This window comes from Anabaena sp. UHCC 0451, from assembly GCF_034931405.1.
Taxonomy (GTDB): domain Bacteria; phylum Cyanobacteriota; class Cyanobacteriia; order Cyanobacteriales; family Nostocaceae; genus RDYJ01.
Genome location: NZ_JAYGHA010000002.1, coordinates 75025 through 101852 on the forward strand (window position 1 = coordinate 75025; position 26828 = coordinate 101852).

Sequence of the window (26828 nt, forward strand, 5' to 3'; positions counted from 1 at the left end):
CTCAATGAGACGATTGTTTGCTTTGATTTTAGCGATTGGTCTTTGGTTCAATTTTGCCCCTTCAGCTAACGCTCTGGGCGCTAACCTTGTACCTTGCAAAGACTCTCCCGCTTTTCAAGAGCTTGCCCTAAATGCCCGTAACACCACCGCTGACCCAGAATCAGGTAAAAAGCGATTTGAACGTTATTCTCAGGCTCTGTGTGGTCCAGAAGGCTATCCTCACTTGATTGTAGATGGTCGCCTTGACCGCGCTGGTGACTTTTTGATCCCCAGCATTCTCTTTCTCTATATTGCTGGTTGGATTGGCTGGGTTGGCCGCGCTTATCTACAAGCGATTAAAAAGGAATCTGATACTGAGCAAAAAGAAATCCAAATTGATTTGGGTTTAGCATTACCCATTATCACTACTGGGTTTGCTTGGCCAGCAGCCGCAATCAAGGAATTTCTCTCTGGTGAATTAACAGCTAAGGATTCAGAAATTACTGTTTCTCCACGCTAATTCATCTGCTTTCATTCACTTGTTTTTGGAGATTAAATTCATGGCTGACAAAAGCGAATCATCCTATTTGATCAAGTTTATTTCCACAGCACCTGTGGCAGCTACCATCTGGTTGACAATCACAGCTGGTATTTTGATCGAATTCAACCGGTTTTTCCCAGACTTACTTTTCCACCCTCTACCATAGGGTAAAAACGGGATTTAGATGAGTAAAAAGTTATCAGTAAACAGCCCGATAACTAACAACTGTTTACTGATAACTGAATAAATGCCAAGATTCTGAATTTAGAGGCTACACAAAATATGGCACAAGCAGTAGATTCATCGAAAAATCTCCCCAGCGATCCCAGAAATCGGGAGACAGTCAGACCTGCTGGACGTAATCCACAGGATGGAAACCTAGAAACTCCAGTTAACTCTTCTCCTTTGGTTAAGTGGTTCATTAACAATTTGCCTGCTTATCGCCCTGGTTTAAACCCTTCCAGACGCGGTTTAGAAGTAGGTATGGCTCATGGTTACTTGCTCTTTGGACCTTTTGATAAATTGGGTCCTCTGCGGGATGCTGCAAATGCTAACTTAGCTGGTTTATTGGGTAGCATTGGCTTGGTTGTAATTCTTACAGCTTGCCTATCTCTGTATGCTAATAGCAATCCTGATAAAGCACTGGCTAGTGTAACTGTACCCAATCCTCCAGTAGATGCTTTTAACTCTAAAGAAAGCTGGAATAATTTTGCTAGTGCTTTCTTAATCGGTGGTATTGGTGGTGCTGTAGTTGCTTACTTTTTGACTAGCAATTTGGGACTAATCCAAGGTTTAGTCGGTTAATCTCATTTCTGAATCATTATTAATAGGTAATTGTTAGTTATTTCTAGCAATTACCTATTTTTTTAGGTGCTAATTATGTAAATAAGATTGTTTCAATTTCATGTAAAGCAGTCTCAAAATCGTCATTGACAATTTGGATATCAAATTCATCTGCGGCTTGAATTTCTTCTAGGGCGCGACCCAGACGACGAGCGATCGCCTCTTCAGAATCCTGTCCTCGTCCGCGTATCCGTTTCTCCAATTCTGAAAATGACGGGGGCAAAATAAAAATGCTGAGGGCGTTAGGGTAGGAAGCGCGGATTTGTCTAGCCCCTTCTAGTTCAATTTCTAAAACTACCAACGTACCGGACTGAATGTGTTCTAGCACAGCTGCACGGGGTGTCCCGTAATAGTTACCAGCAAATTCTGCCCATTCCAAGAATTCCCCTTGAGCAACTAATTGTTCAAACTGGCTGCGGGAGGTAAAGTCATAGTTTTTACCGTTAATTTCTCCGGTTCGAGGAGAACGAGTCGTGACAGATACTGAATAATAAAGTTCTGGATGACGCTGGAGGAGCGTTTGCATCAAAGTTCCTTTCCCGACTCCACTCGGGCCTGTCAAAACAATCAGCTTGCCCAAGGGCAGGTTTTCTGGGGTATTAGCACCATTATGAATGGGTAAGACTGGCATTATCTGTTCAACTTCTGAGTTAATAAATTTTGTAGCACTGGTGACAGAAAACTTGTCTAAGATTAGAGCCTACGGACGATATGGTGCAAATAGGGGGGTTGATAGCCCCACCTCTAATTAATTCTCCACAGTTTGATGGTCGCGGGAAATAACAAAACGATTTGCTACTGTTTCCGGCTGAATGGCTGATAAAATCACATGACTGGAATCAGTGATAATTACAGCCCTAGTTCGACGACCATAGGTTGCGTCAACAAGTTGCCCTCTATCCCTGGCATCGGTAATGATGCGCTTGATGGGGGCAGATTCTGGACTGACAATGGCAACTACTCGATTAGCGGAGACGATGTTACCAAAACCGATGTTGATTAACTGAATATCCATAAAAAAAACTGGCGCTAATGGCGCGAGGAAAAGCTTGTGATAAACTTATTCTCATGTTATACCTAAAGAATCGTAGTTACAACGCTTAAAGTCTTGATATCTTGAGTTTTTTAATAACAACTGCTTTCTTTTAGCCTTTTATTAGCTAAAACTGCCAAAAATATTTCTAAAGGTATAGGGAAAATTATACTCATAGGAGCTAGTCGGAAGTTGACTACAGTCATCTAATTGCTATTGTTTAGGTGTAACATCACCGAATTTAATCACTAGGGCGATCGCTATACTCACAACCAAAATTAATGTCATACTCAAAGCTGAACCAAATCCCCAATTTTGGGTAGCTCCCAGAAACTGATTATAAACTAACCGTGCTACTGTCATACTGGAAGCACCACCAAGTAATTCTGGGTCAATAAAGTCCCCCAGTGCTGTGATAAATACCAGTAAAGAACCAGCCGCAATACCTGGAAAAACTTGAGGTACAGTTACACGCATAAAAGTTTGCGCTGGATTTGCACCCAAATCAGCTGCTGCTTCTAGTAACTGCTGGTCTAATTTTTCCAAAGAGGCATATAAAACTAACACCATATAAGGCAGTAAACTGTAACTCATGCCAATTAATACCGCTGGACTGCGGTTAAGCAATTCCAAAGCTGGTAAACCTAAACTAGTAAGTAAGCTGTTCAATAACCCAGTGGGACGTAAAATTGTAATCCAGGCATAAGAACGCAGTAAAGAGGAAGTCCATAAAGGCAAAACAAAGCCTAATAACAGCAAATTTCGCCAGCGTTTTGGTGTCATTTGGGCAATCCAATAAGCAACAGGAAAACCCAAAATTAAACAAATAATTGTCGTATTAACTGCCAAAAATAGGGAATTAAATATAACTCGTAAATAAAGCGGTTCTAGAATACGGATATAGTTATCAACGCCGTTAGGATTGACAATATCTCCTGGTCGGATATCTGTCACTAAACTCAATTGAAAAATTATTAATGTTGGTAGTAACAATAATAGTAATAACCAAATCCCTGATGGTGATAGTAAGGACACAACTGGTAGCCATTTAAAAGGATAGCGATGCAGTTGTGGTTTTTTTGTATGACTCGGAGATGCAACTGAGGGCTGAGGAATTTGAATAGACACAAGCTGATACCAATTGGCTGAGATTTTATATATTATCTGTTTGGGCTGGTAATTGGTAATTGTTAATTGACAAAAATAAATTAACAGCCAGTAGTACATTCACGCTAGTAATTGAGTCCAATATCGCTCATAAACTTCCTCAAATTTACCTATGGGAGTTAGGCGTTCACACTTATCTAAAATTGATTGGGGGGGGAATAAACTAGTATTATTTTGAATTTCTTGTGGTAATTGTTCAAATCCAGCATGATTGGGTGTAGCAATATTTAATCTTCTGCTGATTTCGGCGGCTACATCTGTTTGCAATAGTAAGTTAATCCAGCTATACGCACCAGATCGATTAGGGGCTGTTTTGGGAATTACAATAGTGTCTGTCCATAGTGAAGAACCACTGCGGGGAATCACATATTTGAGTTTGGGATTTTCTTTTGATATCTTCACGCCATCGGCAGAATAACACATAGCTAACCACAAATCTCCTGCCAGAATTTGGTTTTGCCAAGCATCGGTGTCAAAAGCGGCGATCGCAGGTTTTAATGATTTCAATTTCTCATAAGCTGCTTTAATTTCCATCTCATTTTGAGAATTATAAGAATAACCTAGCATCTTTAATGTTGCTCCCATTACCTCCCGCACATCATTCAATAAGGTCATTCGCTTATAAAGCTTTTCTTGGTTTTGCCAAAGATATTCCCAATCTTCAGGTGCAGTTTCCAGTTTTTCAGAGTTGTAAAGTAACCCTGTTGTTCCCCAACTAAAAGGAATACTATAACGGTTATCAGGGTCATAACTAGGATTCTTAAATTGGGTGAATAAATTTTCCAACCCAATTAAATATTCGTGATTAATTTCTGCTAACAAATTTTTCTCTACCATCTTCTGCACCATATAATCAGATGGATAGATAATGCTATAACTAGCGCCACCTCCAGCTTGTAATTTAGCCAGCATCACATCATTGGAATCAAAAACATCTGCTAAAACTTTGATGCCAGTTTGGGAAGTAAAGGTAGATAGTAATTGTTGATCGGTATATTGACTCCATGTATATATATACAATTCATCACTTTTGCCGGAACTAGCACCATTATAATTATTATTGGTGCTAACATTAGCTAATCTCCAGCCACAACTACTTAAAGACAAGCTAGAAAACAACGCTATATTTTTGAGAAATTTTCTTCTCCTAGTCATGTTCATCATCATGGTTTATTGTTGATTAACCCTTGATGTTTGACTAATAGCTAAACAATCAGTTTCTGCCCACCAAATATATATAGGCGTGTTCCGGTCTGGTAGACTACCAAAAGTGTTGGGTTGTAAAACATTAACATTGATGCCGTTGGCTAATTCCACGACATAATTAACATGAGTACCCAAATACATAATATTAACGAGCCTACCTTCAAAGCAGTTTGTACGCAGATTGGGTTGATAAAGGGAAATCTGAATTTTTTCAGGACGGACACTTAATGCTACTGCTTGCAATAGTTCTATAGGAGTTTCTTCTGTACGAGCAACAACAATAGACAATCCGGTTTTAGTCAAAATCTGTACAGACTCTGCATCAATCGTAGTAATTTCCCCACTAAACAAATTTGTATCACCAATAAAATCAGCCACAAAAGCGGTTTGCGGACGTTCGTAAATTGTGCTAGGAGTACCAACTTGCTCAATTTTGCCTTGATTCATCACTGCGATGCGATCAGATAAGGATAGAGCTTCTTCCTGATCGTGTGTCACCATGATAAAAGTCAATCCTAACTCTTTGTGGAGATTGCATAACTCCACTTGCATTTCCTTACGCAGTTTTAGATCTAATGCTCCCAATGGTTCATCTAAAAGTAAGACAGTAGGACGATTAACTAAAGCCCTAGCTAAAGCTACCCGTTGTTGTTGACCACCAGAAAGCTGAGAAGGTAAACGCGATCGCAAACTTGCCATTTTCACCAGCTTTAAAGCTTCCGTAACTCTGCTGACAATTTCTGATTTGGATAATTTTTGCAACCTTAATCCAAAAGCGATGTTATCCCACACATTCAAGTGATTAAACAGAGCATAGCTTTGAAATACAGTATTTACAGGTCTTTTGTAAGGAGGCACATTAATCATTGACTGGCCTTGAATCAGCAATTTTCCTGCATCCACCCGTTCAAACCCGGCAATTAACCGGAGTATAGTGGTTTTACCACAACCAGAAGGTCCTAAAATACTAAAGAACTCTCCCTGTCTAACATCCAAGTCCACACCATGTACTGCTGCTTCTTGGTTGAAAAACTTAAAGACGTTCCGCAGTTCAACATCAAGCGGCTGAAAAGTAGTTAAACTCCTCTGATTCTGCATTGCAGTTTGAGCCATAATCTTCAGTAGAATGCCTTGATATGATGAAACTTAGTTGAGCAATGTAGGCGATAAAATAGATTAAAAATCACACTTTGATTTATTGTATCTGGCAAATACACCCTTGTTAAAAATATACTTGCCATTTGTTTTGTCTCAATGCCGGATAGGGGTTACAAAGCACTGTTTACAGATAATATTAATTTCATGCGTCTTTTTAATCTTATGGCTATATTACCATTACCACTTAGTAGTCAAAAAAATACTCGTACAGTTGGGCGTAGTTCCCAGTCACTATTTTTAATAGTATTCACTTTATTGATGACCTCTGGAATAGGCGCTCGTTTAGTTTATTTGCAAATTCTTGAAGGTCCAAAACTGCGGCAACGGGCAGAGTCTAACCGGATTCGGATGATTCCCAAACAACCGGAAAGAGGCAACATTTTTGACCGTAATGGCAAACTTTTAGCTACTACTCGCTATCCGCGCTCTGTTCATTTGTGGCCAATGGCACATACTAAGCCCTCATGGTCAGTTGTCGGTCCCCGTCTGTCCCAAATCCTCGATATTCCTCAAGAGGAGATGGAAAAGAAACTAGAACAAGCAGGGGCTAATTCTTTTTCTTTGATTCGCATTGCTCGTGACTTAAATGAAGCACAAGTCACAGCCTTAAAAGAATATGAAACTGAATTACCAAATGTAGAAATCAATACAGAAGCAGTACGTTACTATCCTGATGGTAGGCAATTAGCCCATATACTCGGCTATACCCGCGAACTAACAGCAGAACAGTTAAAAAAACGCAAATCTGAAGGCTATCGTCTCGGTGATGTCATTGGGCAAATGGGTGTGGAAAAAGCCTATGAAAAAACCCTGCGGGGTGAATGGGGCGGTCAGCAAGTAGAGGTGGATGGTGCTGGTAGACCACTGCGGGTATTGGGAGAGAAACAGGCAAAAGCAGGTAATGATTTACACTTGACTATAGATTTAGATATCCAAAAAGCAGCGGAAAAAGCTTTAGGTAAACGCAATGGATCAATTATCGCACTCAACCCCAACAATGGTGAAGTTTTAGCGATGGTATCCCATCCTACCTTTGACCCGAATATTTTTTCTAAACAAAAACTCTCTCAAAAAGACTGGGAAACCGTCCAAGGTGCTGAACATCCTTTGGTGAATCGGGCTTTAAGTGTTTTTCCCCCAGCTAGTACGTTTAAAATTGTCACCAACACAGCAGCTATAGAATCAGGTAAATTTTCTCCTAATGTCATTTTACAAACATATCCTTATTTGGTTATCGGTGGGACAAGATTTGGTGAATGGAATCATGCGGGATTTGGTCCCTTAGGTTTTGTAGGTGCAATGCAGTGGAGTAGTGATACTTTCTTCTATCAAATTGGTAAAGGTATAGGTGGACCTACTTTGATTGAATGGACTCGTAAATATGGCTTTGGTGAAAAAACTGGCTTTGATTTTGTCACAGAGGAAGCTAAAGGTTTAGTTCCCGATGACAACTGGAAGCGGAAAGTCTGGAAAATGCCTTGGACTATAGGCGATACTATTAATATGACCATTGGTCAAGGTGCTTTACAAACTACTCCTTTACAAGTGGCTGTGATGTTTGCTGTACCAGCTAATGGTGGTTATCGAGTGCAACCACATTTGCTTAAAGACAATGGGGACGCACAAAAATGGCGTAAATCTTTAAATATGAAGCCGATAACTATCAAAATCCTCCGTGATGGATTGCGGAAAGTAATATCTGAAGGTACAGGTAAAGTTTTAAATAAACCAACTCTTCCCCCTGTAGCTGGTAAGAGTGGTACAGCAGAAGCTTGGAATATTCGTGGAATCAAACAAAATCATGCTTGGTTTGGTGCTTATGCACCTGCGGATAAACCAGAAATTTTAGTTGTGGCTTTTGGTGAACATTCCGGGGGTGGTGGCGGTAGTGTGGCCGCACCAATGATTTTAGAAATTATGGAGGATTATTTTGCCCGCAAGTATCCAGGGAAGTACAAAAAAGGTGACAGGTGACAGGTGACAGCGAAGAGGCAGGGGAGCAGGGAGCAGGGAGAGGTTAATAACCCAATGACTAATAACTAATGACTAATGACTAAGGACTAAGGACTAATCACTGTACAGGTTTGATATTTCGGGCTTTATAAAATGTTTCTAAGCTGTTGCGATCGCCTACAAAACGCCAATGCCAAGGTTCATAACTCACTCCTTGAGTATTATCCTTGGGAAAAGACAATTCAAACCCAAACCGCGCCGCATTAGCTTGCAGCCATACAAAAGCTTTGGTATTCTCAAAATTAGCTTGTAGGTTAGTTGCTGGTACTCCTCCATCTCCTATATCCACAGCATAGCCTGTATGATGTTCGCTATGACCAGGAGGGGCGCTGAGGGCGGCTCTTTGGGCGGGGGTTTGATTACGTTGAGCGCCAACATTAAAAAATAACTGTTCTTGCTCTTTCACTGCTCGAAAACCAGAAATTGGCACCAAAATTATACCTGCGCTTCTTGCTGCTTGTGCCATTTGCTGAAACCTTTGGGCGGCTGCTGTTCGCATTCTGATCCGTCCATCGGCAGTAATTGGTAACAATTCAGATTCTGGTGCTTCAGGATATGCCAAATGCCCCAAAACCGTATCATTATTAATAGCTGGGGTATTAGTTGCTGCTGGTATAGAATTAACAGGTGTTGGTTGATTTTCCGCATTTTCTTGAGGCGCTGTCAGAAAAAATAAAAAACCACTACCTACAGCCATCACTACAAATCCTAATACCCCCCCAATCACCAAAACTAGCGGTTGCACGCGCAGCTTAGAACCGCTATCAGGAGTATCGCGTAAAGCCGCTGGAATATCATCACCGGGTTCTGGTGATGAGTTTTGCGGTTTTCCTGGAAACCCAGCCTTTTTCAAGTGTCTACTCCTGCTTGTGTACAATTTGGGATTTTAGTAAAAATAAGCGATTAGAAATCGCAGCTATACAAACAAAGTCCGCCTGCGCGGACTAAGAAATTTAAAACCCACGCAGGTGGGTTTTGCCTGTGTAATCGTGACTTCTTCTAGTCGCCCGGATTCTTTTCCCTTGTCATTATTTCCAATCTTTTTCTTATTATTATTCAAAATTTGAGCCTGGAAAAAAATTATCAAAATAGATATCATTTTATGTCTCTTTTTTTAAGTAGAATCTTGATAAATCTCTTTGAACTATATATCAAATTGGTAGGATTAGTGCTAGTAGGGGTGATTTTGGGACGTAAATTACCTGCCATATTTCCTACTCGTTTGGGTCATTTTCTGTTTTGGGTAGGAGTACCGATCAGTATTGTCGCTTTTTTAAGGCAAACCGACTTATCAGGACAGATTTGGGTTGCACCTGCGATCGCCTATTTAGCGATTTTTCTAGGAGCATTTTTAGCCTGGATAGTGATCAAAGGTCAAGCCTATTTGACAAAATCTCTGCCCCAACTATCAACCCAAGGTAGTTTGATTCTAGCGTCAATGGTCGGTAACACTGGTTATCTAGGCTTTCCTATCACTTTAGCAATGGTCGGCAAAGAATACTTTGCTTGGGCTTTATTTTACGATTTATTGGGGACTTTATTCGGGGCTTATGGTCTGGGGGTATTACTGGCAGCCCGTTTTGGTAGCAAAGCCCGAAATCATCAACAGATGGCTAAAGCTATATTAATCAATCCTGCCTTATGGAGTTTTGGGTTTGGGCTACTATTTCGCCAAGTGACAATTCCCCCAGTGATGGAATTTGGCTTAAATACATCAGCTTGGTTTGCTTTAGCATTATCTTTGATTTTAATTGGTATGAGGCTTTCACTGCTGAGTTCTTGGTACAAACTCAAACCAGCAGTCATCAGTATTTTGATCAAAATGCTATTAGTGCCTTTGATTTTAGGCAGCAGTTTACGGTTTTTTGGTGTTACTGGTGAAGCCGCACAGGTAGTAGTTTTGCAAATGGCTATGCCTCCAGCTTTTGCCACACTGGTATTAGCCGAAACTTTTGATTTAGATCGTGATTTGGCTGTGACGGCTTTAGCAATGGGTAATATTGTATTGTTGGTTACTCTGCCGATTTGGTTGTGGTTGTTTTGAAGATAGGTAATGGGTAATTGGTAATTGGTAAACTACATCCTGTAAATCCTGTTAGCGTAGCTCCTCCGTAGCAGGCAATCCTGGACATCCTGATTCAGACAAAATTTAAACGCAGATGAACGCAGATAATTTTGTACCTCATTCTAGGAAAGGCTGTATAGCGCCAAAAAAAGAAAAACTTAAATAAATGGCTTTAAATTACAGCAGAATTCAGGAGTCAGGAGTGAAACTGGTTTTGTGTATAGGTTTCAATTTTGATTCTGTACGTCATTGATCTGCAATCTGCTGTAATGTAAACAATTCATGAATTTTGGTAAAATAAACATAAGTATGGAAAAACGGATCAAGGAATGACTGTTAATAATTTATCAAAGGAGAGGTAAATTATGACCGTAAACACAGATTTACAATCTTTATATGAACTAGATGAAAATTTATGGTTAGAAGAAACAATTATTTTACTCAAGGAAAAACGGTTTCAAGATTTAGACTTAAATAATCTAATTGAGGAGTTAGAGGCTTTGGGCAAAAGAGATAAAAATGCTGTTGCTAGTTTATTAGAACAAATAATTAGGCATTTTTTATTATTACACTATTGGACAGAAGAATATGAAATGAATAGTAATTATTGGCAACCAGAAATTATTGGTTTTCGCAACCAAATTGAGAGATTATTAACCAATAATTTACAAAATTATCTCTACAGTGAATTAGAAAAGATTTATAGAAGTGCTTTAAAATATGTGAAGCAAAAAACTAGATTTAAAATAGATTTTCCCGAAGATTGTCCTTATACTTTAGAACAACTTTTAGATGAAAATTATGTGTAAGAGGATGTTTGAAAAGTTTTGGGCGAATATAAAGATGCCTCCGGCACGCTTCGCGAACACTACTATACAAGCCAACTCCATCTGCGTGGACTAATGAAAAATCAAGGATTTGAAACCCACGGAGGTGGGTTTTGTCTGTGTAGCCGCGACTTCTAGTCGCCTTTTCAAACTTATTGATTATGTAATTGCTAAATTTTGCTTTTCTGCCAATTCTTTAGGGGTTGTATGTTCGTAATGTTCAAAAGGTTGATGAATCCAAGGATTATCGGGTAAATAATCAGTGTAGTAATCTGGAGTAATAACTGAACAGGCTTTATACCAAATTACAGCAGTACGGATTTCCTCAATAGGAAACTCGCTATTTTCTTTTAACCAAGGAATAGTTTGTTGTAGCGTAACCCCAGAGTCTACTAAATCATCTACTAACAAAATTCGGGAACCTAACCTGTCGGTAGTCATCGTTAAGTGAGGGGAAACTATTAAACCACCCCTTTCTTGTTTACCAGCACCGTTGTAAGATGATGTAGCTAAAATTGCTAAGGGTTGATTGTATATCCGTGATAAAATATCACCCACTCGCAGTCCACCTCTAGCAAGACAGACAATTTGATTGAATTCCCAACCTGATTGATAAATCTTGACAGCCAATTGTTCGATTTTATGGTGATAATCTGACCAGGAAATGTAAAGGTCTGACATAAAATGCAGGAAAGTATTTTTTAGTTAGCACAGCAAGTAAATCCCAATTATTTTAATACGAGTGTCAGTAATTATGAACGATGCTAATAGTGAAAATTTAGCCAGTGAAAAGTTAGATTTGAAAACTAAACTGGCTTATGGTGCTGGAGATTTAGGACCAGCGATTACTTCTAATGTTGCTATATTTTTTCTGTTGGTGTTTTTTACGAATGTGGCTGGTATTCCAGCGGGTTTAGCTGGCAGTATTTTGATGATTGGTAAAATATGGGATGCTGTTAATGATCCCATTGTGGGCTTATTGACTGACAAAACTAAATCTCGTCGTTGGGGTCGTCGTTTACCTTGGTTGTTATATGGTGCAATTCCTTTTGGTATTTTCTTTTTCTTGCAATGGATTGTACCACAATTTAGCTCTGAACCAAGTAGTAATATGTGGCCATTGTTCTGGTATTACGTTGTCATTGGGATCATATCTCAAGTATTTTTTACTGTGGTTAATTTGCCTTATACGGCAATGACTCCTGAACTATCTCAAGATTACGATGAAAGAACCAGTTTAAATAGCTTTCGCTTTACTTTTTCTATTGGTGGCAGTATTTTATCATTGATTTTAGCGCAAATTGTTTTTTCAGTGATTGCTAATCCTCAACAACAGTATTTAGTTTTAGCAGCAATTTGTACTGTGATTTCGACTTTATCTTTATATTGGTGCGTTTATGGAACACGCGATCGCATTATGGCTTTTGAAGCTAAACGTATCCAATTGGAAGAACCAGCAGAAATTCCCTTTATTGAACAAATAAAAATCGCCTTCAGTAATCGACCTTTTTTATTTGTAATTGCTATTTATCTTTTTTCTTGGTTAGGGGTACAAATTACCGCCAGCATTATTCCCTATTTTGTTATTTATTGTATGGGGATGAAAAACTCAGAAGTTCCTACAGTTTTGATTGCGGTGCAAGCAACGGCTTTATTAATGTTATTTGTTTGGAGTTATTTAAGTAAAAAGTTTGGTAAAAAACTTGTTTATTTTCTGGGAATGAGTTTATGGATAATTGCTGCTGCGGGATTATTTTTCTTACAACCTAATCAAATTGGTTTAATGTATCTAATGGCTATCATGGCAGGTTGTGGAGTTTCTACAGCTTATTTAATTCCTTGGTCAATGATTCCCGATGTAATTGAATTAGATGAATTGCAAACCGGACAAAGACGGGAAGGAGTTTTTTATGGTTTCATGGTTTTATTACAAAAGTTTGGTTTAGCTTTTGGGCTATTTATAGTAGGTAATGCTTTACAAGCATCGGGTTTTAAAGAAACTGTAGTTGGACAAAGTACATTACCTATACAACCTGATTCTGCATTGTTAGCTATTAGAATTGCAGTTGGTCCGATACCGACAATTTGTTTAATTATTGGTTTGATTTTGACTTTTTTCTATCCCATTACCCGCGAGATGCACGCGGAAATTATGTTGAAGTTGCAAGAAAGACGGGAGAATATTGGGTAATGGGTTTATGAAGAATCTGACTCTTTAAAATATTCAATCCCCATCATAGGTACGGAATCAAGAAAATCTTGCCAAAATTCTTGACCAAATTCTTCTATACCTTCAGGAGAGACTAAACTTCATACATCTGTTATTAGACATATCCCAAAACTGAAATACCCCAACCAATTAAACCACCACCCAAAACCAACCATGCAGCATTGATGCGATAGCGAATGGCTAAAACTGCGGAAATCAAGAAAATAACTAAACTAAAAAAATCTATATAAGGCACTTTCTCTATAGTTAAAGTAACTATTCCTAATTGCAATGTGGTCACTACCATTAAAGCCACAGCACTGACATTTACAGCATCTAAAAAAGCCCTTGTCCAAGATGAGGAACGTAAGCGAGGAATGAGAGGATTTAAGATCAGAACAAATAAAAATGAAGGGAGAAAAATTCCTAAAGTTGCCACAATTGCACCAGGTATATCAGCAATTATATATCCTATAAATGTAGCAGTAGAAAGAACTGGACCAGGAGTAAATTGACCAATAGCGATCGCATCTAATAACTGCTGTTGTGTTAACCAACCATATTCATTTACTAAACTACCTTGTAAAAATGCAATTAGTAAATAACCACTACCAAATAAAACACTACCAACTTTGAGAAAAAATAAACCCAACTGCCACAAAGGTACAGATAAATTATTTATTCCTGTAGTGACAACTGCGGTATTCTGAAAAAGTGTACCTGTGGTTAAAAAAGTCAGCATTAAGTTAGTTTGATTGCTACTGTGTAACCAAATCATTCCTAATATTCCCCCCAATAACAAAGCCACCACTTCATTAACTTTCAGCAACCAAGTTAATAACACAACTACCACAGCAATTATTAGTAATTGTCTGGTTTTAACTGCTTTCTTCCCTAAACTCCACAGAGCATTTAAAATAATAGCTAAAACGGCAGGTTTAATGCCATATAGTAAAGGCGAAAACTGGGGTAAACTCCCATAATTAACATACAGCCAAGCAAAAATACCTGTAATCAAAACCGCAGGTAAAATAAAACAAACACCCGCAATAATTAATCCTAACCATCCTGCATAAATATAACCAATATGAATGGCCATCTCTGTAGAATTAGGCCCAGGAATTAAATTAGTTGCACCCAACAAATCCAAAAAATGCTCTTGTGTCAACCACTGACGACGCTTGACTACCTCATCTTCCATCATCGCAATATGGGCAACTGGACCCCCAAAACCAATCACACCTAGTTTAAAAAAGAGTTTAGCAACTTCACCCAAGCGACTTAATGGTAAGTTATTCATTTTATTTGTTAAGATGTTTGTTTATAATATAAATTACTTGCTCAAGATTAAGAACAGGTTTTGAATGTGAAAAAGTGTAAGAATTCGGGTAAGGTGATAAGATCCCCGACTTCTTTTATTTATTATGTCCATAAATGATAAAGTGATCTGGTGAAGTCGGGGATCTGGATATGACCGATTGCTATAGGGATAATATTTGATTTATGAAACGATACGTAGGGTGCGTCAGACTGCATAAATTCTATCAATAAACAGATTTGTTATATCTGACGCACCCTACAAATATTTATGAAAAATTAATCAAAGATACTTAATCAATTAACTTAGCATAGTAGAATAAAAATTATGATCAGAAATATAGTGACTTTTTCAACAGTAGCACTTATTGCATTGTGCAGAATTGACTGTTAGCATGAATAGTTAACAGTCAATTTACTCAAAAATTGATGAATAAATTAAGGTGCAGGATTGGGATAGGTATTATAAACTGCATCTATTTCATCCAAAATATCTTTATTAATCTTTTATTTGTGATGGGTCAAAAAATATCTGACTAAACCGAGGAACATAACGATCCGGCCAATGAATTTGAAATAAGTCTATATAATCTGTTTGCAATCTTTTCAAACTTTCATCTACAGCTTGGATGATATTTTTTCTGTCAACTTTATTTTCTCCATCACGTATCCATTTAAAACCACGTCCAGCACCAATAATTTTAGTAGCAATAATCAATTTATCTCTTTGTTGATGTTTTAACCATTCCCCAATATAAGTTTCTGTTAAACTGTATGTTTCAGCGCGGGGTGGTACTGGGTACATTTCCGCAGCATCAATAAAGTTAACTCCTTGATCAATAGCATAATCTAGCTGTTCATTAGCTTCAGAAATTGTATTTTGCTGTCCATAGTTCATTGTCCCCAGACAAATTTCTGATACTTTTAATTCACTTTCACCAATTTGATTGTATTTCATATTTTTATAGTGTGTATTATTAGTTGATCATGAGTATTTTAACTTAAAATTTCCCAACAATTCTGAATATAACCAATTTAGAGACAATTGCTGATTACAGTGACAGCAGTATCTGTAAAGTCACTAAATACCCCATCTATACCTAAGTCAAAAAACAATTGATATTCCTTTTGGGGGTGGTCTTGAAAATCTCTAGGTAAGAAGCAATTTTCATTGCGAAATGTCCAAGCATGAACTTGCAAATTTTCGCTATGAGCATGATTAACTAAGGATGTTGGTGGTTGTAATTTGCCTGTAATATCTCTGGGGATAATTAAGTTTTTATTGACTCCTATTGCTTGTGCATAGTTAGAAATTTCTTTTAACCCAGATTGACTGACTAAATCTCGATATGTGTGAGGGTTGTTATTAGTCACAAAATCATAGGGTTTACCTGAATCATTGATTAATTGTACTAAGGGTAAATCTGTTTTTTTTGCTAATTCTTGTAGGTTGCTAACTTCAAATGATTGAATAAATACAGGTATGTTAATTTCATGTAAAGCTGTTAATAAAGGTGCTTCTAATGGAAGATCAATTAATTTAAAATAAGTTGGATGTTTGGTTTCTGGATAAATACCAATTACCCGACCATTTTCTAACCTTTGATTCTGAACTAAAGCTATAATTTCCTGTAGTGTAGGAATAGTAAATAATTCATTGTATGTAGCATTTTGAGGACGTATTTGGGGAATACGTTCTTTAGCTGTTAATGTTTTTAATTCTGCTAAAGTAAAATCTTCAGTAAACCAACCTGTTTTAAGTTCACCATCAATTATTTTTGTAGTCTTTAGATGAGCAAATTCGGGATGATTAATAATATCGGTAGTTTCGGAGATTTCATTTTCATGACGGGCAATTAAAACCCCATCTTTGGTAATCACTAAATCTGGTTCAATATAATCAGCACCTAAATCAATTGCTAATTGATATGCTGCTAAAGTATGTTCTGGACGGTATCCGCTTGCACCTCTATGAGCTATAATAATAGGAAGTTGATTTGTGAATAGGGAATCTCTAATATTGTCCATAAGATAGTGTTTCCTATTTTCAATGAATAGCGATAATTATTAATACCTTGCTAGATATTTTGTTATGAGTATTATGATCCAAAATCAGCCAGAAATTACACGTATAGAAGAACTAAGGCATTTATTACAAAAAGCCAGTTATGCTTATTATGTTCTCGATGCGCCAATAATGGAAGATACGGTCTATGATAGACTATATCGGGAATTACAAGAATTAGAAACGAACTATCCAGAATTAATCACTTCTGATAGTCCAACTCAGCGGGTAGGTGAAAGACCTGCAACTCATTTTACCTCAGTCCGGCATAATATACCCCTTTATAGTTTGGAAAATGCTTTTAATACTGAGGAGTTGGAAACATGGGAACAGCGTTGGCGGCGACACTCACCACCTCAGTATTCTTCTGGTGAAGTGGAATATGTGGCAGAGTTAAAAATTGATGGTGCTGCTTTGGCGTTAACTTATGAAAATGGACTGCTGGTAAGAGGTGTAACTAGAGGTGATGGGGTGATGGGTGAAGACATTACCCAAAATGTGCGGACTATTCGCTCAATTCCTCTACGTTTGAATTTTGACGGGTTAAAAAATATCGACAAGGTGGAAGTACGGGGAGAGGTATTTTTACCTTTAGATGTGTTTAAACAAATTAATGAGAAAAGGCAAAAAGCAGGTGAGCAGTTATTTGCTAATCCTCGTAATGCTGTAGCTGGTACACTGAGGCAATTAGATCCCCGGATTGTGGCCCAGCGTCAGTTAGATTTCTTTGCTTATACGCTGCATATTACGGGGATGGATGACTCTAGTATTGCGAATACTCAATGGGAAGCGTTGGAATTGTTGCAAAGGTTGGGTTTTCGTGTTGATACCAATCATAAACTTTGTCATTCTATTAATGAAGTGGCTCAATATTACCAATATTGGGATACTGAACGGCTCAATTCACCTTACATGACTGATGGGGTGGTGGTAAAATTAAATGCTTTTAAACTGCAAGAACAACTGGGGTTTACACAGAAGTTTCCCCGGTGGGCGATCGCTCTTAAATACGCAGCAGAGGAAGCACCTACCCGTGTAGAAAATATTACGGTCAATGTGGGCAGAACTGGAGCTTTAACACCGTTGGCGGAAATGCGCCCAGTACAATTAGCAGGTACTACTGTTTCCCGTGCTACCTTACATAATAGCGGTCGCATTACTCAACTAGATATCCGTATTGGTGATACTGTCATTGTTCGCAAAGCTGGGGAAATCATCCCAGAAGTATTACGGGTAATTAAAGAACTCCGTCCTGCTGACACTGAACCTTTTACCATGCCTAGCCATTGTCCCGTATGTGGTCAACCGGTGGTGCGGGAATCAGGCGAAGCAGTAACTAGATGTGTAAATGCTTCCTGTGCTGCCATTCTCAAAGGTGAAATTGAACATTGGGTAAGTCGTGACGCTTTAGACATTAAAGGTATGGGTGAAAAACTGGTGCATCAACTGGTAGATAAAGAGTTGGTGCATTCTGTTGGTGATTTATACGAATTGACAGCAGAAAAGTTATGTGCATTAGAACGGATGGGTCAAAAATCGGCACAAAAATTAATTAATGCGATCGCACAATCCCAAAATCAACCTTGGTCTAGGGTATTATACGGTTTAGGCATCCGTCACGTAGGTAGTGTCAATGCCCAATTATTAACTGAGAAATTTACCACCGTTGAACAGTTAACAGCCGCTAAACAATCAGATATTGAAGGCGTTTATGGTATCGGTGCGGAAATTGCCCAATCAGTTTACCAATGGTTTCGTAATGACGCAAATCAAACTTTGATTTCTCGTCTTCAAGCCATTGGGTTGCAATTTGCTAACACCGAAACACCGAAAGTAGCAGGTGAAACTAATCCCAAATTTGCTGGTAAAATCTTTGTGGTGACAGGTACTTTACCCACCTTAAAACGGGATGAAGCAAAAGGTTTAATTCAAAAAGCTGGTGGTAAAGTCACAGATTCTGTAAGTAAAAAGACTGATTTTTTAGTTGTAGGTGCAGATGCAGGTTCTAAGTTAGAAAAAGCCCAATCTTTGGGAATTACACAGTTAGATGAAGCACAGTTGTTAGAGATGTTGGAGGATTAACCGGATCTAAAAGGTAACATCATGAAGTAATTGTCTATGATTGACACTTAATTCATGTATAAAAATGATTCACCCATCTCATTTTAACTAAATCATGCATCAAACTTCCGGCCGCTGGCGTTTAGGACTCGGTTTATCGTTATTAACTGTATTTTTATGGGGAATTTTACCAATTGCTTTAAAGATAACACTGCAAGTTTTAGATGTTTACACCGTCATTTGGTTTCGTTTTTTAATGTCCTTTGTTTTGCTGGGAATTTATTTATCTGTGCAGCAAAAATTACCAACCATAGAACAATTAAGTTCTAGTTCGGGAAAATTATTAGCAATAGCGACAATATTTTTGGGTAGTAATTATTTTTGCTTCATGCAAGGTTTAGCATTAACAACAGCTGCTAACGCAGAAGTAATAATTCAGTTAGCTGGGATTTTATTTGGTTTTGGTGGTTTAGTGATTTTTAAAGAACGTTATACATTACGTCAATGGCTTGGTATTAGTATCTTAACTTTAGGTTTTCTGTTGTTTTTTAAAGACCAATTAGCTAATTTAATCACAGCACAAGGACAATATCTTTTAGGCAGTGGGTTAATTGTTTTAGGTGCAGTTGCATGGGCTATTTACGCCTTGGCACAAAAGCAACTATTACATTCTTTATCATCTTCTAGTATTATGCTGATAATTTACGGTGGCTGCGCTTTATTATTTACTCCCTTTGTTAAAATTTCCACAATTTTTAGCCTTGATATTCTACATTTAATAACACTGCTATTTTGCGGGTTAAATACTTTAATTGCCTATGGTGCTTTTGCCGAATCATTAGAACATTGGGAAGCTTCCAGAGTGAGTGCAGTTTTAGCTTTAGCTCCCATTATCACTTTAATAGCTGTTGAGTTGGTAGCAGGTATTTTTCCTAATCTTATTCCCCCAGAACACATTACCTTAATAGGAATTATTGGCGCTTTATTAGTTGTTTCTGGTTCAGTAGCGATCACTTTAGGCAAATCTCAGTAATATCAATGCTAGATAATTTATATTTGATTAAATTATTTGATTAAATAATTTATCATCATTAATTTAATTTAATATAAAATTAAATAAAAAATAATATCAATAAGATTACCAAATTCTGTCAGAATTTAGTAATTTGCACCTAAGTTTTTTAAATTTTATTATTTATATTTAAAGCTACATAATCAACACTGAGGTAGAACTTTATTTATTTTGCTAGGCTTTTATAAGAACATATAAATGCTATCTAATTCAACAAAGCTACATCAAATTAGATAGTTATTTCTATTACCTTATTAACAGTTAATTTTTTATTCAAGACAAAAAATCTCAAAACTATCCAGAAGACTGAAGTAAACAACAGTATATAAATTAATCAACAGGGTGTCTGAGAAACTACCAAATTTAACGCCTCGCTAGACAACATCAATGAAATATTTGAGCGATGAATAGTTTATTTGGTAATTGGGCTATTAGCCTGAGAAAAAATTCCCTATTGTTGGTGCTTTCAATGTTGCTACCAACATTTGGAATTAGTAACTCTGTCATGGCCGCAGAGAAAATTTATGCTTCTTATTCGCTACTAGAAATTCCCATTCCCGTCATCAGTTTAGAAACCTATACCAAAACGGGAATAATGGATGAAGAATTGGCAGTTTATCAGCATTATGTTTCTAGTCAACAACTGCAAGAATTAAGACAAATTTTAATCAAGTCCATCAAAATTACTCCCACCGTTGCTGCACAATTTCTGCACACACAGCAAGGAGAATTTTTGCTGCGTCGTTTGGCAAAATTAATTACAACTAAATTTCATCAAACTGGTTCTGAATTTAATGATTTACGTACTGCTATAATTTCAGCATCTGGAGAACCAGAAGGCTTAACATTACTAAATTTATTACGGAAATATCCCAGCAGTATTATTAACCTTAACTTAGCCGATAGTTTAGAAATAGCGAGTGAATTAGAGAAATTAATTAGTGAAACCAATCAAGCAATTACCGCAATTCAGCAACAATCAAAAATAGAAGCTACATCCATCCAATATGCAAATTTACCTCCATTAGAAAACTTACAAAATCCAGGCAATTTAACATCAAAACAGTATAGTCGAGTTTTTTTTGATGTCACTCGAAATCGGCGGTTATTAACAGATATTTATATTCCTCATGTTCAATATCCCACACCAGTAATTGTTATTTCTCACGGCTTAGGTTTAAACAGCAGTAACTTTCGTTATTTAGCCAAACATTTAGCATCCTATGGATTAGCTGTTGTCGTTCCTAATCATCCACAGCTATCTCTGATTAAGAGTAATAATAGTGAATTGAAAGCAGCAAATGAATTTATTAATAGACCTGTAGATATCACCTATATATTAGATCAATTAGAAACAGCTAACCAATCAGATCCAGAATTTAGAAATAAATTAAATCTGCAACAAGTGGGCGTATTTGGACAGTCTTTTGGTGGTTATACCGCTTTAGCTTTAACAGGAGCAAAAATTAACTTTCAGCAGCTACAAAAAGATTGTCAATCAGATGCGTTGCAAGAGACATGGAATATGTCTTTATTGCTGCAATGTCGCGCTTTAGAATTGCCAATTAAATCTCAAAAACCAGATTATATGAATTTGCGGGATGAGAGAGTTAAAGCCGCCATCGCAGTTAATCCCATTACCAGTTCTATTTTTGGTGAATCTGGCTTAAATCAAATTCAAACTCCTGTCATGTTTATCGGTAGTAGTGAAGATACTGTTGCACCAGCTTTATATGAACAAATCTTACCTTTTTCTTGGTTAAATAATCCTCACAAATATCTGGCTATGCTTATTGGTGGAACTCATTTTTCTAGCATTGGTAATAGTTATCCTGGAAGTCAGCAAATAGCATTACCCGCAGATATGATTGGTGATGCGTCCCAAGCACGTGCTTATATCAATGCTTTAAGTTTGCCTTTTTTCCAAACTTATGTATCTCAAAAACCGCAATATATTCCCTACTTAAATGCTGGTTATGCTCAAACTATTTCTAGTCAGTCTTTGGGTTTGAGTCTTGTTAAATCTCTCAACAGTCCACAACTAGGACCCACGTTAGATCATAATTATCAACAAGCTATCCCCGCAAAAAAAAACTCTCTTTAACTATAGTTAGATGGAAATATTGGATATTAGATATTGCTGTATTCTTGCTTCATCTCGTGATTTTTTGATGTGTTAGATATCCAACTTCTCTAAAAAATTGGGGATCTTATTCGTCATTGTATAGAATATAATGAATTACAAATTATGAATTATAAATTATTCTGTGCAGGGTTTTCTTAACTTAAACAAACCAAATGACTGGACTTCCCACGACTGCGTAGCAAGGGTACGGAGACTGCTGCGGTTGAAACGAGTGGGACACGCAGGAACTTTAGATCCAGCAGCTACAGGTGTGTTACCTATCGCTTTGGGTAAAGCCACCAGATTATTACAATATTTACCCAGTGACAAAGCTTACAAAGCTACCGTCCGTTTTGGTATACGTACAAATACTGATGATTTAGAAGGGGAAGTTATCACCTCTCAACCTTGTCCTGACTTAAATTTAACAGCCATAGAAACAGAAATTCACCAATTTATCGGCAAAATTAACCAAATTCCTCCTAGTTATAGTGCCATTCAGGTAGAGGGTAAACGTCTGTATGATTTAGCACGTCAAGGTGAAATTGTCCAAGCGCCAGTACGAACAGTAGAAGTTTTTAAGATAGAAATTTTAGACTGGCGTGATGGGGATTTCCCGGAATTAGATCTAGCGATCGCCTGTGGTGCGGGTACATACATTCGAGCGATCGCCCGTGACTTGGGAGCAATTTTAAACACAGGTGGGACATTATCCGCTTTAACAAGAACTGAAAGCAGCGGGTTTAAATTACAAGATAGTCTCACCTTGACAGACTTAGAAACCCAACTGCAAACAGGAATATTTCAACCCATCATCCCAGATGCAGCCTTACAAAAATTACCATCTGTAAATTTACCAGGAACATTTGCCAAAAAATGGTGTCAAGGCCAGCAAGTTCCTATGAATCTCGATGTTTTGGGAATAGTGCGAGTCTATGAAAATGAAACCCGCTTTTTAGGGATTGGACAAATACAAGATCATATCTTAATTCCTCAAATGGTCTTTGAACCCATTTCCTAACTTCAGTACAAAAGAGCTTCTATACTTTCGTAGAAATACGTAATTTAGCTTTCTGAATGTGGATCTTAATTAACTATCAAGGGCAATCTCAATATGATGAATTTGCAAAAAAATAGTAATCCTATCTTAAAAATTGTCATCGGACTTTCTCCAGCCCTAATAATTGTATTTATTTCCTTTTTACCCTCACCAGCACAGACTATCCCAAACAAACCGCAAAGAACAAGCCCAACAGTTACAAAGATTCAATTTCCATCTTCACCAGATCGAGGTACACCTAAAAGAACGGGTGCAGGAGGAAGAAGAGGAAATTCCTGTCTTATTACTAAGACTGGCCAACCATCACTAACAGCCTTAATGCCAACATGGGATAATCATGAACGAACGGCTGTGAAAAATCCCATGTTGTATGTTTATGTTCCCAAAACAACTACAAAAACTGGAGAATTTGTAGTCATAGATGACGAGGGAAATGAAGTTTATCAAAATAATTTTATACCACCTAGTGAACCAGGAATAGTTCAAATCAGCATTCCAACCAGTGCTTCCCTAAAAACAGGCAAAAAATATTTCTGGTACTTTACTTTAATTTGTAATCCTGAAGATAGAAGTCAGGATGAATATACATCTGGTTCATTGGAACGGACTCAACTAGGTTCATTGTTAAATAGTGATCTTAAGCAAATAGCACCTCTAAAACGGGCTGAAATTTATGCAAAGAATAAAATTTGGTATGAAACTATCAGTAATATTGCTTCCTTGCGTAATGAAAATCCAGAAATATGGACAGACTTGTTAACATCAGTTGGTTTAGAGGAATTTACCACAATACCATTCGTTGAATTTGGTACACCAAAACCTTAATTCATTGACACTCTATTCCCAAGTTCCTACATCCCTCAATACATGGGGTATTTCTCCCTGTGATAAGGGAAACTCTAATATAGTTTCTCTATATCCCAAATATCCCGATTCAGTAAAAGACATCAACATCCGTGCTAGTGCTAACCACACCTCAGACTCATATTCCCAATCTTTATCACGTCTAGCACGACCAGCAATAGAACGTAGCGCCCAAAAATAAGAATTTCTCACCACCGAACCACTTTTTTTAAATGCAGGTACATCTTCGTGATGAAGAAATAAAACATTATTTTCAATTCTCGCTCTCATTGCAATTTTAGATTTTAGATTTTAGATTAGTAATTATAGCAATATTGAAAAACAAGATCCCCGATTTCTCAAAGAAGTTGGGAATCTGAAAACTGAAACTGAAAACTATTCAATTAGATACTTGAAGTTAAACCCAAACGAAAAGTAAACCCAGGACTATAGATACGATTCACCTTTTCATATTGTTCACCCAGTAAATTTTCCAAGTAAACAGTCACTCCTAAATTTTTACTTATAGGAATGCGACCACTCAAATCCAAATTCACAAAAGATGATGAAAAATCTGTATTTTTCTCACCAGCAGCAGTATTAGTAAACAAAGCGCGACGAGTACCACTATTATAAGTCATATACAAATTAGCTTGCCATCCATTCTTTTGATAACCAATTCCTGCTTGCAACAAAGAATAAGGAATCAAACCTAATTGTAACCCTTTTCCCATTCCCGTTTTAATTTCGGCATCTGTATAAGTGTAGTTGACAAAAGTAGACCAATCACGAGCAAATCTAAATTGCAAAGCTGCTTCTAAACCATTAGTATCTACCAAACCCACATTTTCCCATCTACCAGCAATAATTCCCAAGCGATTATCTAAACTACTACCAAAATAAGTAAACTGTGCCAGCAAATTACTAGATAAATTAAAATCTACTCCCGCAGTCCAAGTAGAACCAGTTTCCGGTTTTAAATCCGGGTTTGGTTTCCAATTATGAACCGTGTCAAAAACATATAATTGATCTAAACCAGGATTACGTTGCGCCCCTGCCCAACTTCCCCGTACAGCAACAACAGGATTAATGGCATAACGTAAACCAGCACTGGGGTTTAAATAACTCCCAAACTGACTATCAAAGCTTTGTCTTAAACCTAAATCAATCAGAAAATCATCACTAATTTTCCAAGTATTCACAGCAAATAAAGCCGTATTTAAAACACTTCTATCTTCCTTTTCATTTTGAGCAGAAAGATTAGGATTTGTACTAAAAACATCACCTTTTAAATCTGTATTTTTTAAATCCAAACCCCAACGCAATTGATTATTTTCACTCAGTTTCCATTCATGATCTACCCTAGCTGAAATTTGTTTTGTATCTAAAACTCCAGTCCGGTAAAATATTCCTCCTGGTCCTGTTGGTCCATAAGTGCTAAAGTAATTTTGGTTATAACCTATGGTAGTTGTTAGATTTGAGTCATTATCTTTACCAAGTCGAGTTTTCCAAGATAAACCAATATTTAAACCATCATGATCTAATCTATCTCTTTGCAAAGGAAAACCAAAATAAATTAAACCCCGACGACTGCTAAGTGTAGTAACATCTAAATTCAAAGAATTTTTAGCATCTAAATCTAAACCAATACTACCAAAATAGGTACTCGTTGCAGTATCAGCATTAAATAAATAACCGTCAGCAGGATTACGATTAGCCGCACCTTCAGGAACAGGGTAACGATTATCTATAAAATATCTTTCAAAGCTAAAATTGTATTTTACTTTATTAGTTGAACCAGCATAAGTTATTTGTTGGTTATTTAAATTTAATGAGCCAAATTCTGCACTACCAGTTAATTTTGCTTTACTATAACCTTGTTTTGTGATAATATTAACAACTCCCCCAAAAGCAGAAGAACCATATAAAGAAGAAGCTGCACCGCTATATAATTCAACTCTTTCAATTGCTTCAATGGGAATACTATTTAAGTCAGTTGCACCATGATAAGTGTTGATATTATTATTAATTGGTCTACCGTTAATCAAGAACACAGATTGATTAATAGATGCACCACGATAGTATGTACCTGTGTGAATATCTGCACCATGTCCCACATCATTAATCGCAAAACCGGGCATTCTTTTTAAAACATCAGCTACACTGGTAGCACCTTGTTTTTGAATTTCTTCTTTTTCAATTACATAGGTGGGTGTAGATTCGGGTAAAGCATCTTTTTCCCCAATTGTTTCTATGGAAATATCTGCATCATTTGTAGGAGTTATATCTTCTTCTGGCTCAACTTCATTTGCTGCGGGTTGTTGAGTTAATAATTCAGCATTTGTGGCGGGTATTTGAATTTCGCTTAAACTAGGAATATCCAAATTGACGGGGTGCTGTTTATTTTTATGATCATTAGCTATAACAGGAAAAGCTACCAGTAAACTCAGTAAAGAAACTGGCAGAAAAACAAAACTCTTATTCATATTTGTAAACTCACACCTGGTAACATCAATTTTAGGTATTTTCTCTATTAATAAAAAAACTGTCAAAAGACAAGCTGTCATAGTTCATATCCAGATCCCCGACTTCAACAGATCAATTTATCATTTATGAACATAATAAATAAAAGAAGTCGGGGATATTATGGGTTTTCTGAATCACTATTTGATTCAGGAGGTGTGGTAGAAGGAGGTGTAGTTACTTCCTCCTTTCTACTGTCATTAACTTGATTATCTGTATCTGATTTAACAAGTTCCGGTGAGGGTGGCGCTGGTATTGGGGAAACTAGATCCGCTTTTTTCTCAGGTTTTTTCTTTGCTGCTTCTCTCTGTCGTTCTTGAAGTTTGCGGTGACGCTGTGAACCTTTGATCGCAAAATTAACTGAAGCTCTCACTCCTTCTCTAGCAACATCTGTAGGTTTTAATTTCCATTCTTGTGCTGCTTGTTGAGCAGCTTCATCTAGTTCACTATCACCACTGGAACGAATTAACCGCACAAAAGTAACATTACCATTAGCATCCGTATCAATAGCCACTTCTGCTTTACCTTCTATACCCCGCCGTCTGGCTGTGTCTGGGTATTTAATATCACATTTTATACAATCGGCGCGATTTAATTTTGAACCATTTTCTTTACGAGGTTTTGGTGCTGTCGCTACTGGTATATCTTCATTACCTAAACCATTTCCAGTCCCATTTCCAGTCCCATTTCCCGTACCATTTCCAGTCCCATTTCCCGTACC

General features: G+C 37.3%; 24 protein-coding genes and 1 pseudogene. 12 read left to right on the forward strand and 13 right to left on the reverse strand.

Features of this window, described 5'->3' with window-relative positions:
• Positions 1 to 4: 4 nt before the first annotated feature.
• The 3 genes from VB694_RS01880 to VB694_RS01890 all read left to right on the forward strand — a co-directional run bounded on the left by VB694_RS01880 (position 5) and on the right by VB694_RS01890 (position 1324).
• Positions 5 to 499 carry a Photosystem I reaction center subunit III gene (locus VB694_RS01880; protein WP_323358620.1) on the forward strand — a complete coding sequence of 165 codons (495 nt, stop codon included), beginning with the start codon at positions 5 to 7 and terminating at the stop codon, positions 497 to 499.
• Between the two features lie 40 nt (positions 500 to 539).
• Positions 540 to 686 carry a photosystem I reaction center subunit IX gene (gene psaJ, locus VB694_RS01885; RefSeq protein ID WP_323358621.1) on the forward strand — a complete coding sequence of 49 codons (147 nt, stop codon included), beginning with the start codon at positions 540 to 542 and terminating at the stop codon, positions 684 to 686.
• Positions 687 to 802: 116 nt separating this feature from the next.
• Positions 803 to 1324 (forward strand): photosystem I reaction center protein subunit XI, encoded by a 522-nt coding sequence (locus tag VB694_RS01890; RefSeq protein WP_323358622.1) that lies wholly within the window; start codon positions 803 to 805, stop codon positions 1322 to 1324.
• A 73-nt stretch (positions 1325 to 1397) separates the two neighbouring features.
• On the opposite strand, the gene gmk is transcribed toward VB694_RS01890, so the two are convergent.
• From gmk to VB694_RS01915, 5 genes are all read right to left on the reverse strand, one after another.
• The gene (gmk, locus tag VB694_RS01895; protein ID WP_323358623.1) at positions 1398 to 1994 is read right to left on the reverse strand and encodes a guanylate kinase; all 597 of its coding nucleotides are present in this window, start codon (positions 1992 to 1994) and stop codon (positions 1398 to 1400) included.
• A 117-nt stretch (positions 1995 to 2111) separates the two neighbouring features.
• The gene (remA, locus tag VB694_RS01900) at positions 2112 to 2378 is read right to left on the reverse strand and encodes an extracellular matrix/biofilm regulator RemA (RefSeq protein WP_200324191.1); all 267 of its coding nucleotides are present in this window, start codon (positions 2376 to 2378) and stop codon (positions 2112 to 2114) included.
• 231 nt (positions 2379 to 2609) lie between these two features.
• The gene (locus tag VB694_RS01905; protein ID WP_323358790.1) at positions 2610 to 3464 is read right to left on the reverse strand and encodes an ABC transporter permease; all 855 of its coding nucleotides are present in this window, start codon (positions 3462 to 3464) and stop codon (positions 2610 to 2612) included.
• Positions 3465 to 3623: 159 nt separating this feature from the next.
• Positions 3624 to 4718: a spermidine/putrescine ABC transporter substrate-binding protein gene (locus tag VB694_RS01910; RefSeq protein WP_323358624.1), complete on the reverse strand. Its 1095-nt coding sequence runs from the start codon at positions 4716 to 4718 to the stop codon at positions 3624 to 3626.
• A gap of 15 nt (positions 4719 to 4733) precedes the next feature.
• Positions 4734 to 5882 (reverse strand): ABC transporter ATP-binding protein, encoded by a 1149-nt coding sequence (locus tag VB694_RS01915; protein ID WP_323358625.1) that lies wholly within the window; start codon positions 5880 to 5882, stop codon positions 4734 to 4736.
• A 207-nt stretch (positions 5883 to 6089) separates the two neighbouring features.
• Between VB694_RS01915 and mrdA the strand changes: the two genes are divergently transcribed.
• The gene (gene mrdA / locus VB694_RS01920) at positions 6090 to 7901 is read left to right on the forward strand and encodes a penicillin-binding protein 2 (protein ID WP_323358626.1); all 1812 of its coding nucleotides are present in this window, start codon (positions 6090 to 6092) and stop codon (positions 7899 to 7901) included.
• A gap of 97 nt (positions 7902 to 7998) precedes the next feature.
• Here mrdA and VB694_RS01925 read toward each other — a convergent pair whose 3' ends face one another.
• Positions 7999 to 8793 (reverse strand): M15 family metallopeptidase, encoded by a 795-nt coding sequence (locus tag VB694_RS01925; RefSeq protein WP_323358627.1) that lies wholly within the window; start codon positions 8791 to 8793, stop codon positions 7999 to 8001.
• Between the two features lie 249 nt (positions 8794 to 9042).
• Between VB694_RS01925 and VB694_RS01930 the strand changes: the two genes are divergently transcribed.
• Both VB694_RS01930 and VB694_RS01935 read left to right on the forward strand, forming a co-directional pair.
• Positions 9043 to 9984 (forward strand): AEC family transporter, encoded by a 942-nt coding sequence (locus VB694_RS01930; protein WP_416233459.1) that lies wholly within the window; start codon positions 9043 to 9045, stop codon positions 9982 to 9984.
• A 386-nt stretch (positions 9985 to 10370) separates the two neighbouring features.
• On the forward strand, positions 10371 to 10814 hold the full coding sequence (locus VB694_RS01935) for a DUF29 domain-containing protein (protein ID WP_323358628.1): 444 nt from the start codon (positions 10371 to 10373) through the stop codon (positions 10812 to 10814).
• 177 nt (positions 10815 to 10991) lie between these two features.
• Here the strand turns inward: VB694_RS01935 and VB694_RS01940 are convergent, their stop codons facing one another.
• Entirely contained in the window at positions 10992 to 11513 is a 522-nt protein-coding gene (locus VB694_RS01940) for a phosphoribosyltransferase (RefSeq protein WP_323358629.1), read from the reverse strand.
• Between the two features lie 73 nt (positions 11514 to 11586).
• Here VB694_RS01940 and VB694_RS01945 point away from each other — a divergent pair, with 73 nt between their 5' ends.
• A complete protein-coding gene (locus tag VB694_RS01945) occupies positions 11587 to 13023 on the forward strand; it encodes an MFS transporter (RefSeq protein ID WP_323358630.1) in 1437 nt (478 codons plus the stop codon).
• A gap of 133 nt (positions 13024 to 13156) precedes the next feature.
• On the opposite strand, the gene chrA is transcribed toward VB694_RS01945, so the two are convergent.
• The 3 genes and pseudogenes from chrA to VB694_RS01960 form a co-directional block, all read right to left on the reverse strand.
• Positions 13157 to 14341, reverse strand: coding sequence for a chromate efflux transporter (chrA, locus tag VB694_RS01950; RefSeq protein WP_323358631.1), 1185 nt, complete (start codon positions 14339 to 14341; stop codon positions 13157 to 13159).
• A 525-nt stretch (positions 14342 to 14866) separates the two neighbouring features.
• Positions 14867 to 15316, reverse strand: a pseudogene (locus VB694_RS01955) (aldo/keto reductase); the annotation flags it as partial.
• A gap of 77 nt (positions 15317 to 15393) precedes the next feature.
• Positions 15394 to 16386 (reverse strand): glycerophosphodiester phosphodiesterase, encoded by a 993-nt coding sequence (locus VB694_RS01960; protein ID WP_323358632.1) that lies wholly within the window; start codon positions 16384 to 16386, stop codon positions 15394 to 15396.
• Between the two features lie 73 nt (positions 16387 to 16459).
• On the opposite strand from VB694_RS01960, the gene ligA reads away from it, so the two are divergent.
• The 5 genes from ligA (at position 16460) to VB694_RS01985 (ending at position 23566) form a co-directional block, all read left to right on the forward strand.
• Positions 16460 to 18505 carry an NAD-dependent DNA ligase LigA gene (gene ligA / locus VB694_RS01965; protein WP_323358792.1) on the forward strand — a complete coding sequence of 682 codons (2046 nt, stop codon included), beginning with the start codon at positions 16460 to 16462 and terminating at the stop codon, positions 18503 to 18505.
• 94 nt (positions 18506 to 18599) lie between these two features.
• Entirely contained in the window at positions 18600 to 19517 is a 918-nt protein-coding gene (locus VB694_RS01970; RefSeq protein ID WP_323358633.1) for a DMT family transporter, read from the forward strand.
• 442 nt (positions 19518 to 19959) lie between these two features.
• Positions 19960 to 21660, forward strand: coding sequence for an alpha/beta hydrolase (locus VB694_RS01975; RefSeq protein WP_323358634.1), 1701 nt, complete (start codon positions 19960 to 19962; stop codon positions 21658 to 21660).
• Positions 21661 to 21823: 163 nt separating this feature from the next.
• Positions 21824 to 22702 (forward strand): tRNA pseudouridine(55) synthase TruB, encoded by an 879-nt coding sequence (truB, locus tag VB694_RS01980; protein WP_323358635.1) that lies wholly within the window; start codon positions 21824 to 21826, stop codon positions 22700 to 22702.
• 93 nt (positions 22703 to 22795) lie between these two features.
• Positions 22796 to 23566, forward strand: a complete 771-nt coding sequence (locus VB694_RS01985; RefSeq protein ID WP_323358636.1) for a DUF928 domain-containing protein — start codon at positions 22796 to 22798, stop codon at positions 23564 to 23566.
• A 12-nt stretch (positions 23567 to 23578) separates the two neighbouring features.
• Here VB694_RS01985 and VB694_RS01990 read toward each other — a convergent pair whose 3' ends face one another.
• The 3 genes from VB694_RS01990 to VB694_RS02000 all read right to left on the reverse strand — a co-directional run.
• Positions 23579 to 23875, reverse strand: a complete 297-nt coding sequence (locus VB694_RS01990) for a hypothetical protein (RefSeq protein ID WP_323358637.1) — start codon at positions 23873 to 23875, stop codon at positions 23579 to 23581.
• A 113-nt stretch (positions 23876 to 23988) separates the two neighbouring features.
• Positions 23989 to 26070, reverse strand: coding sequence for a TonB-dependent receptor (locus VB694_RS01995; RefSeq protein ID WP_323358638.1), 2082 nt, complete (start codon positions 26068 to 26070; stop codon positions 23989 to 23991).
• Positions 26071 to 26228: 158 nt separating this feature from the next.
• Positions 26229 to 26828: energy transducer TonB (locus VB694_RS02000; RefSeq protein ID WP_323358639.1), on the reverse strand; the 600-nt coding region annotated here is incomplete at its 5' end.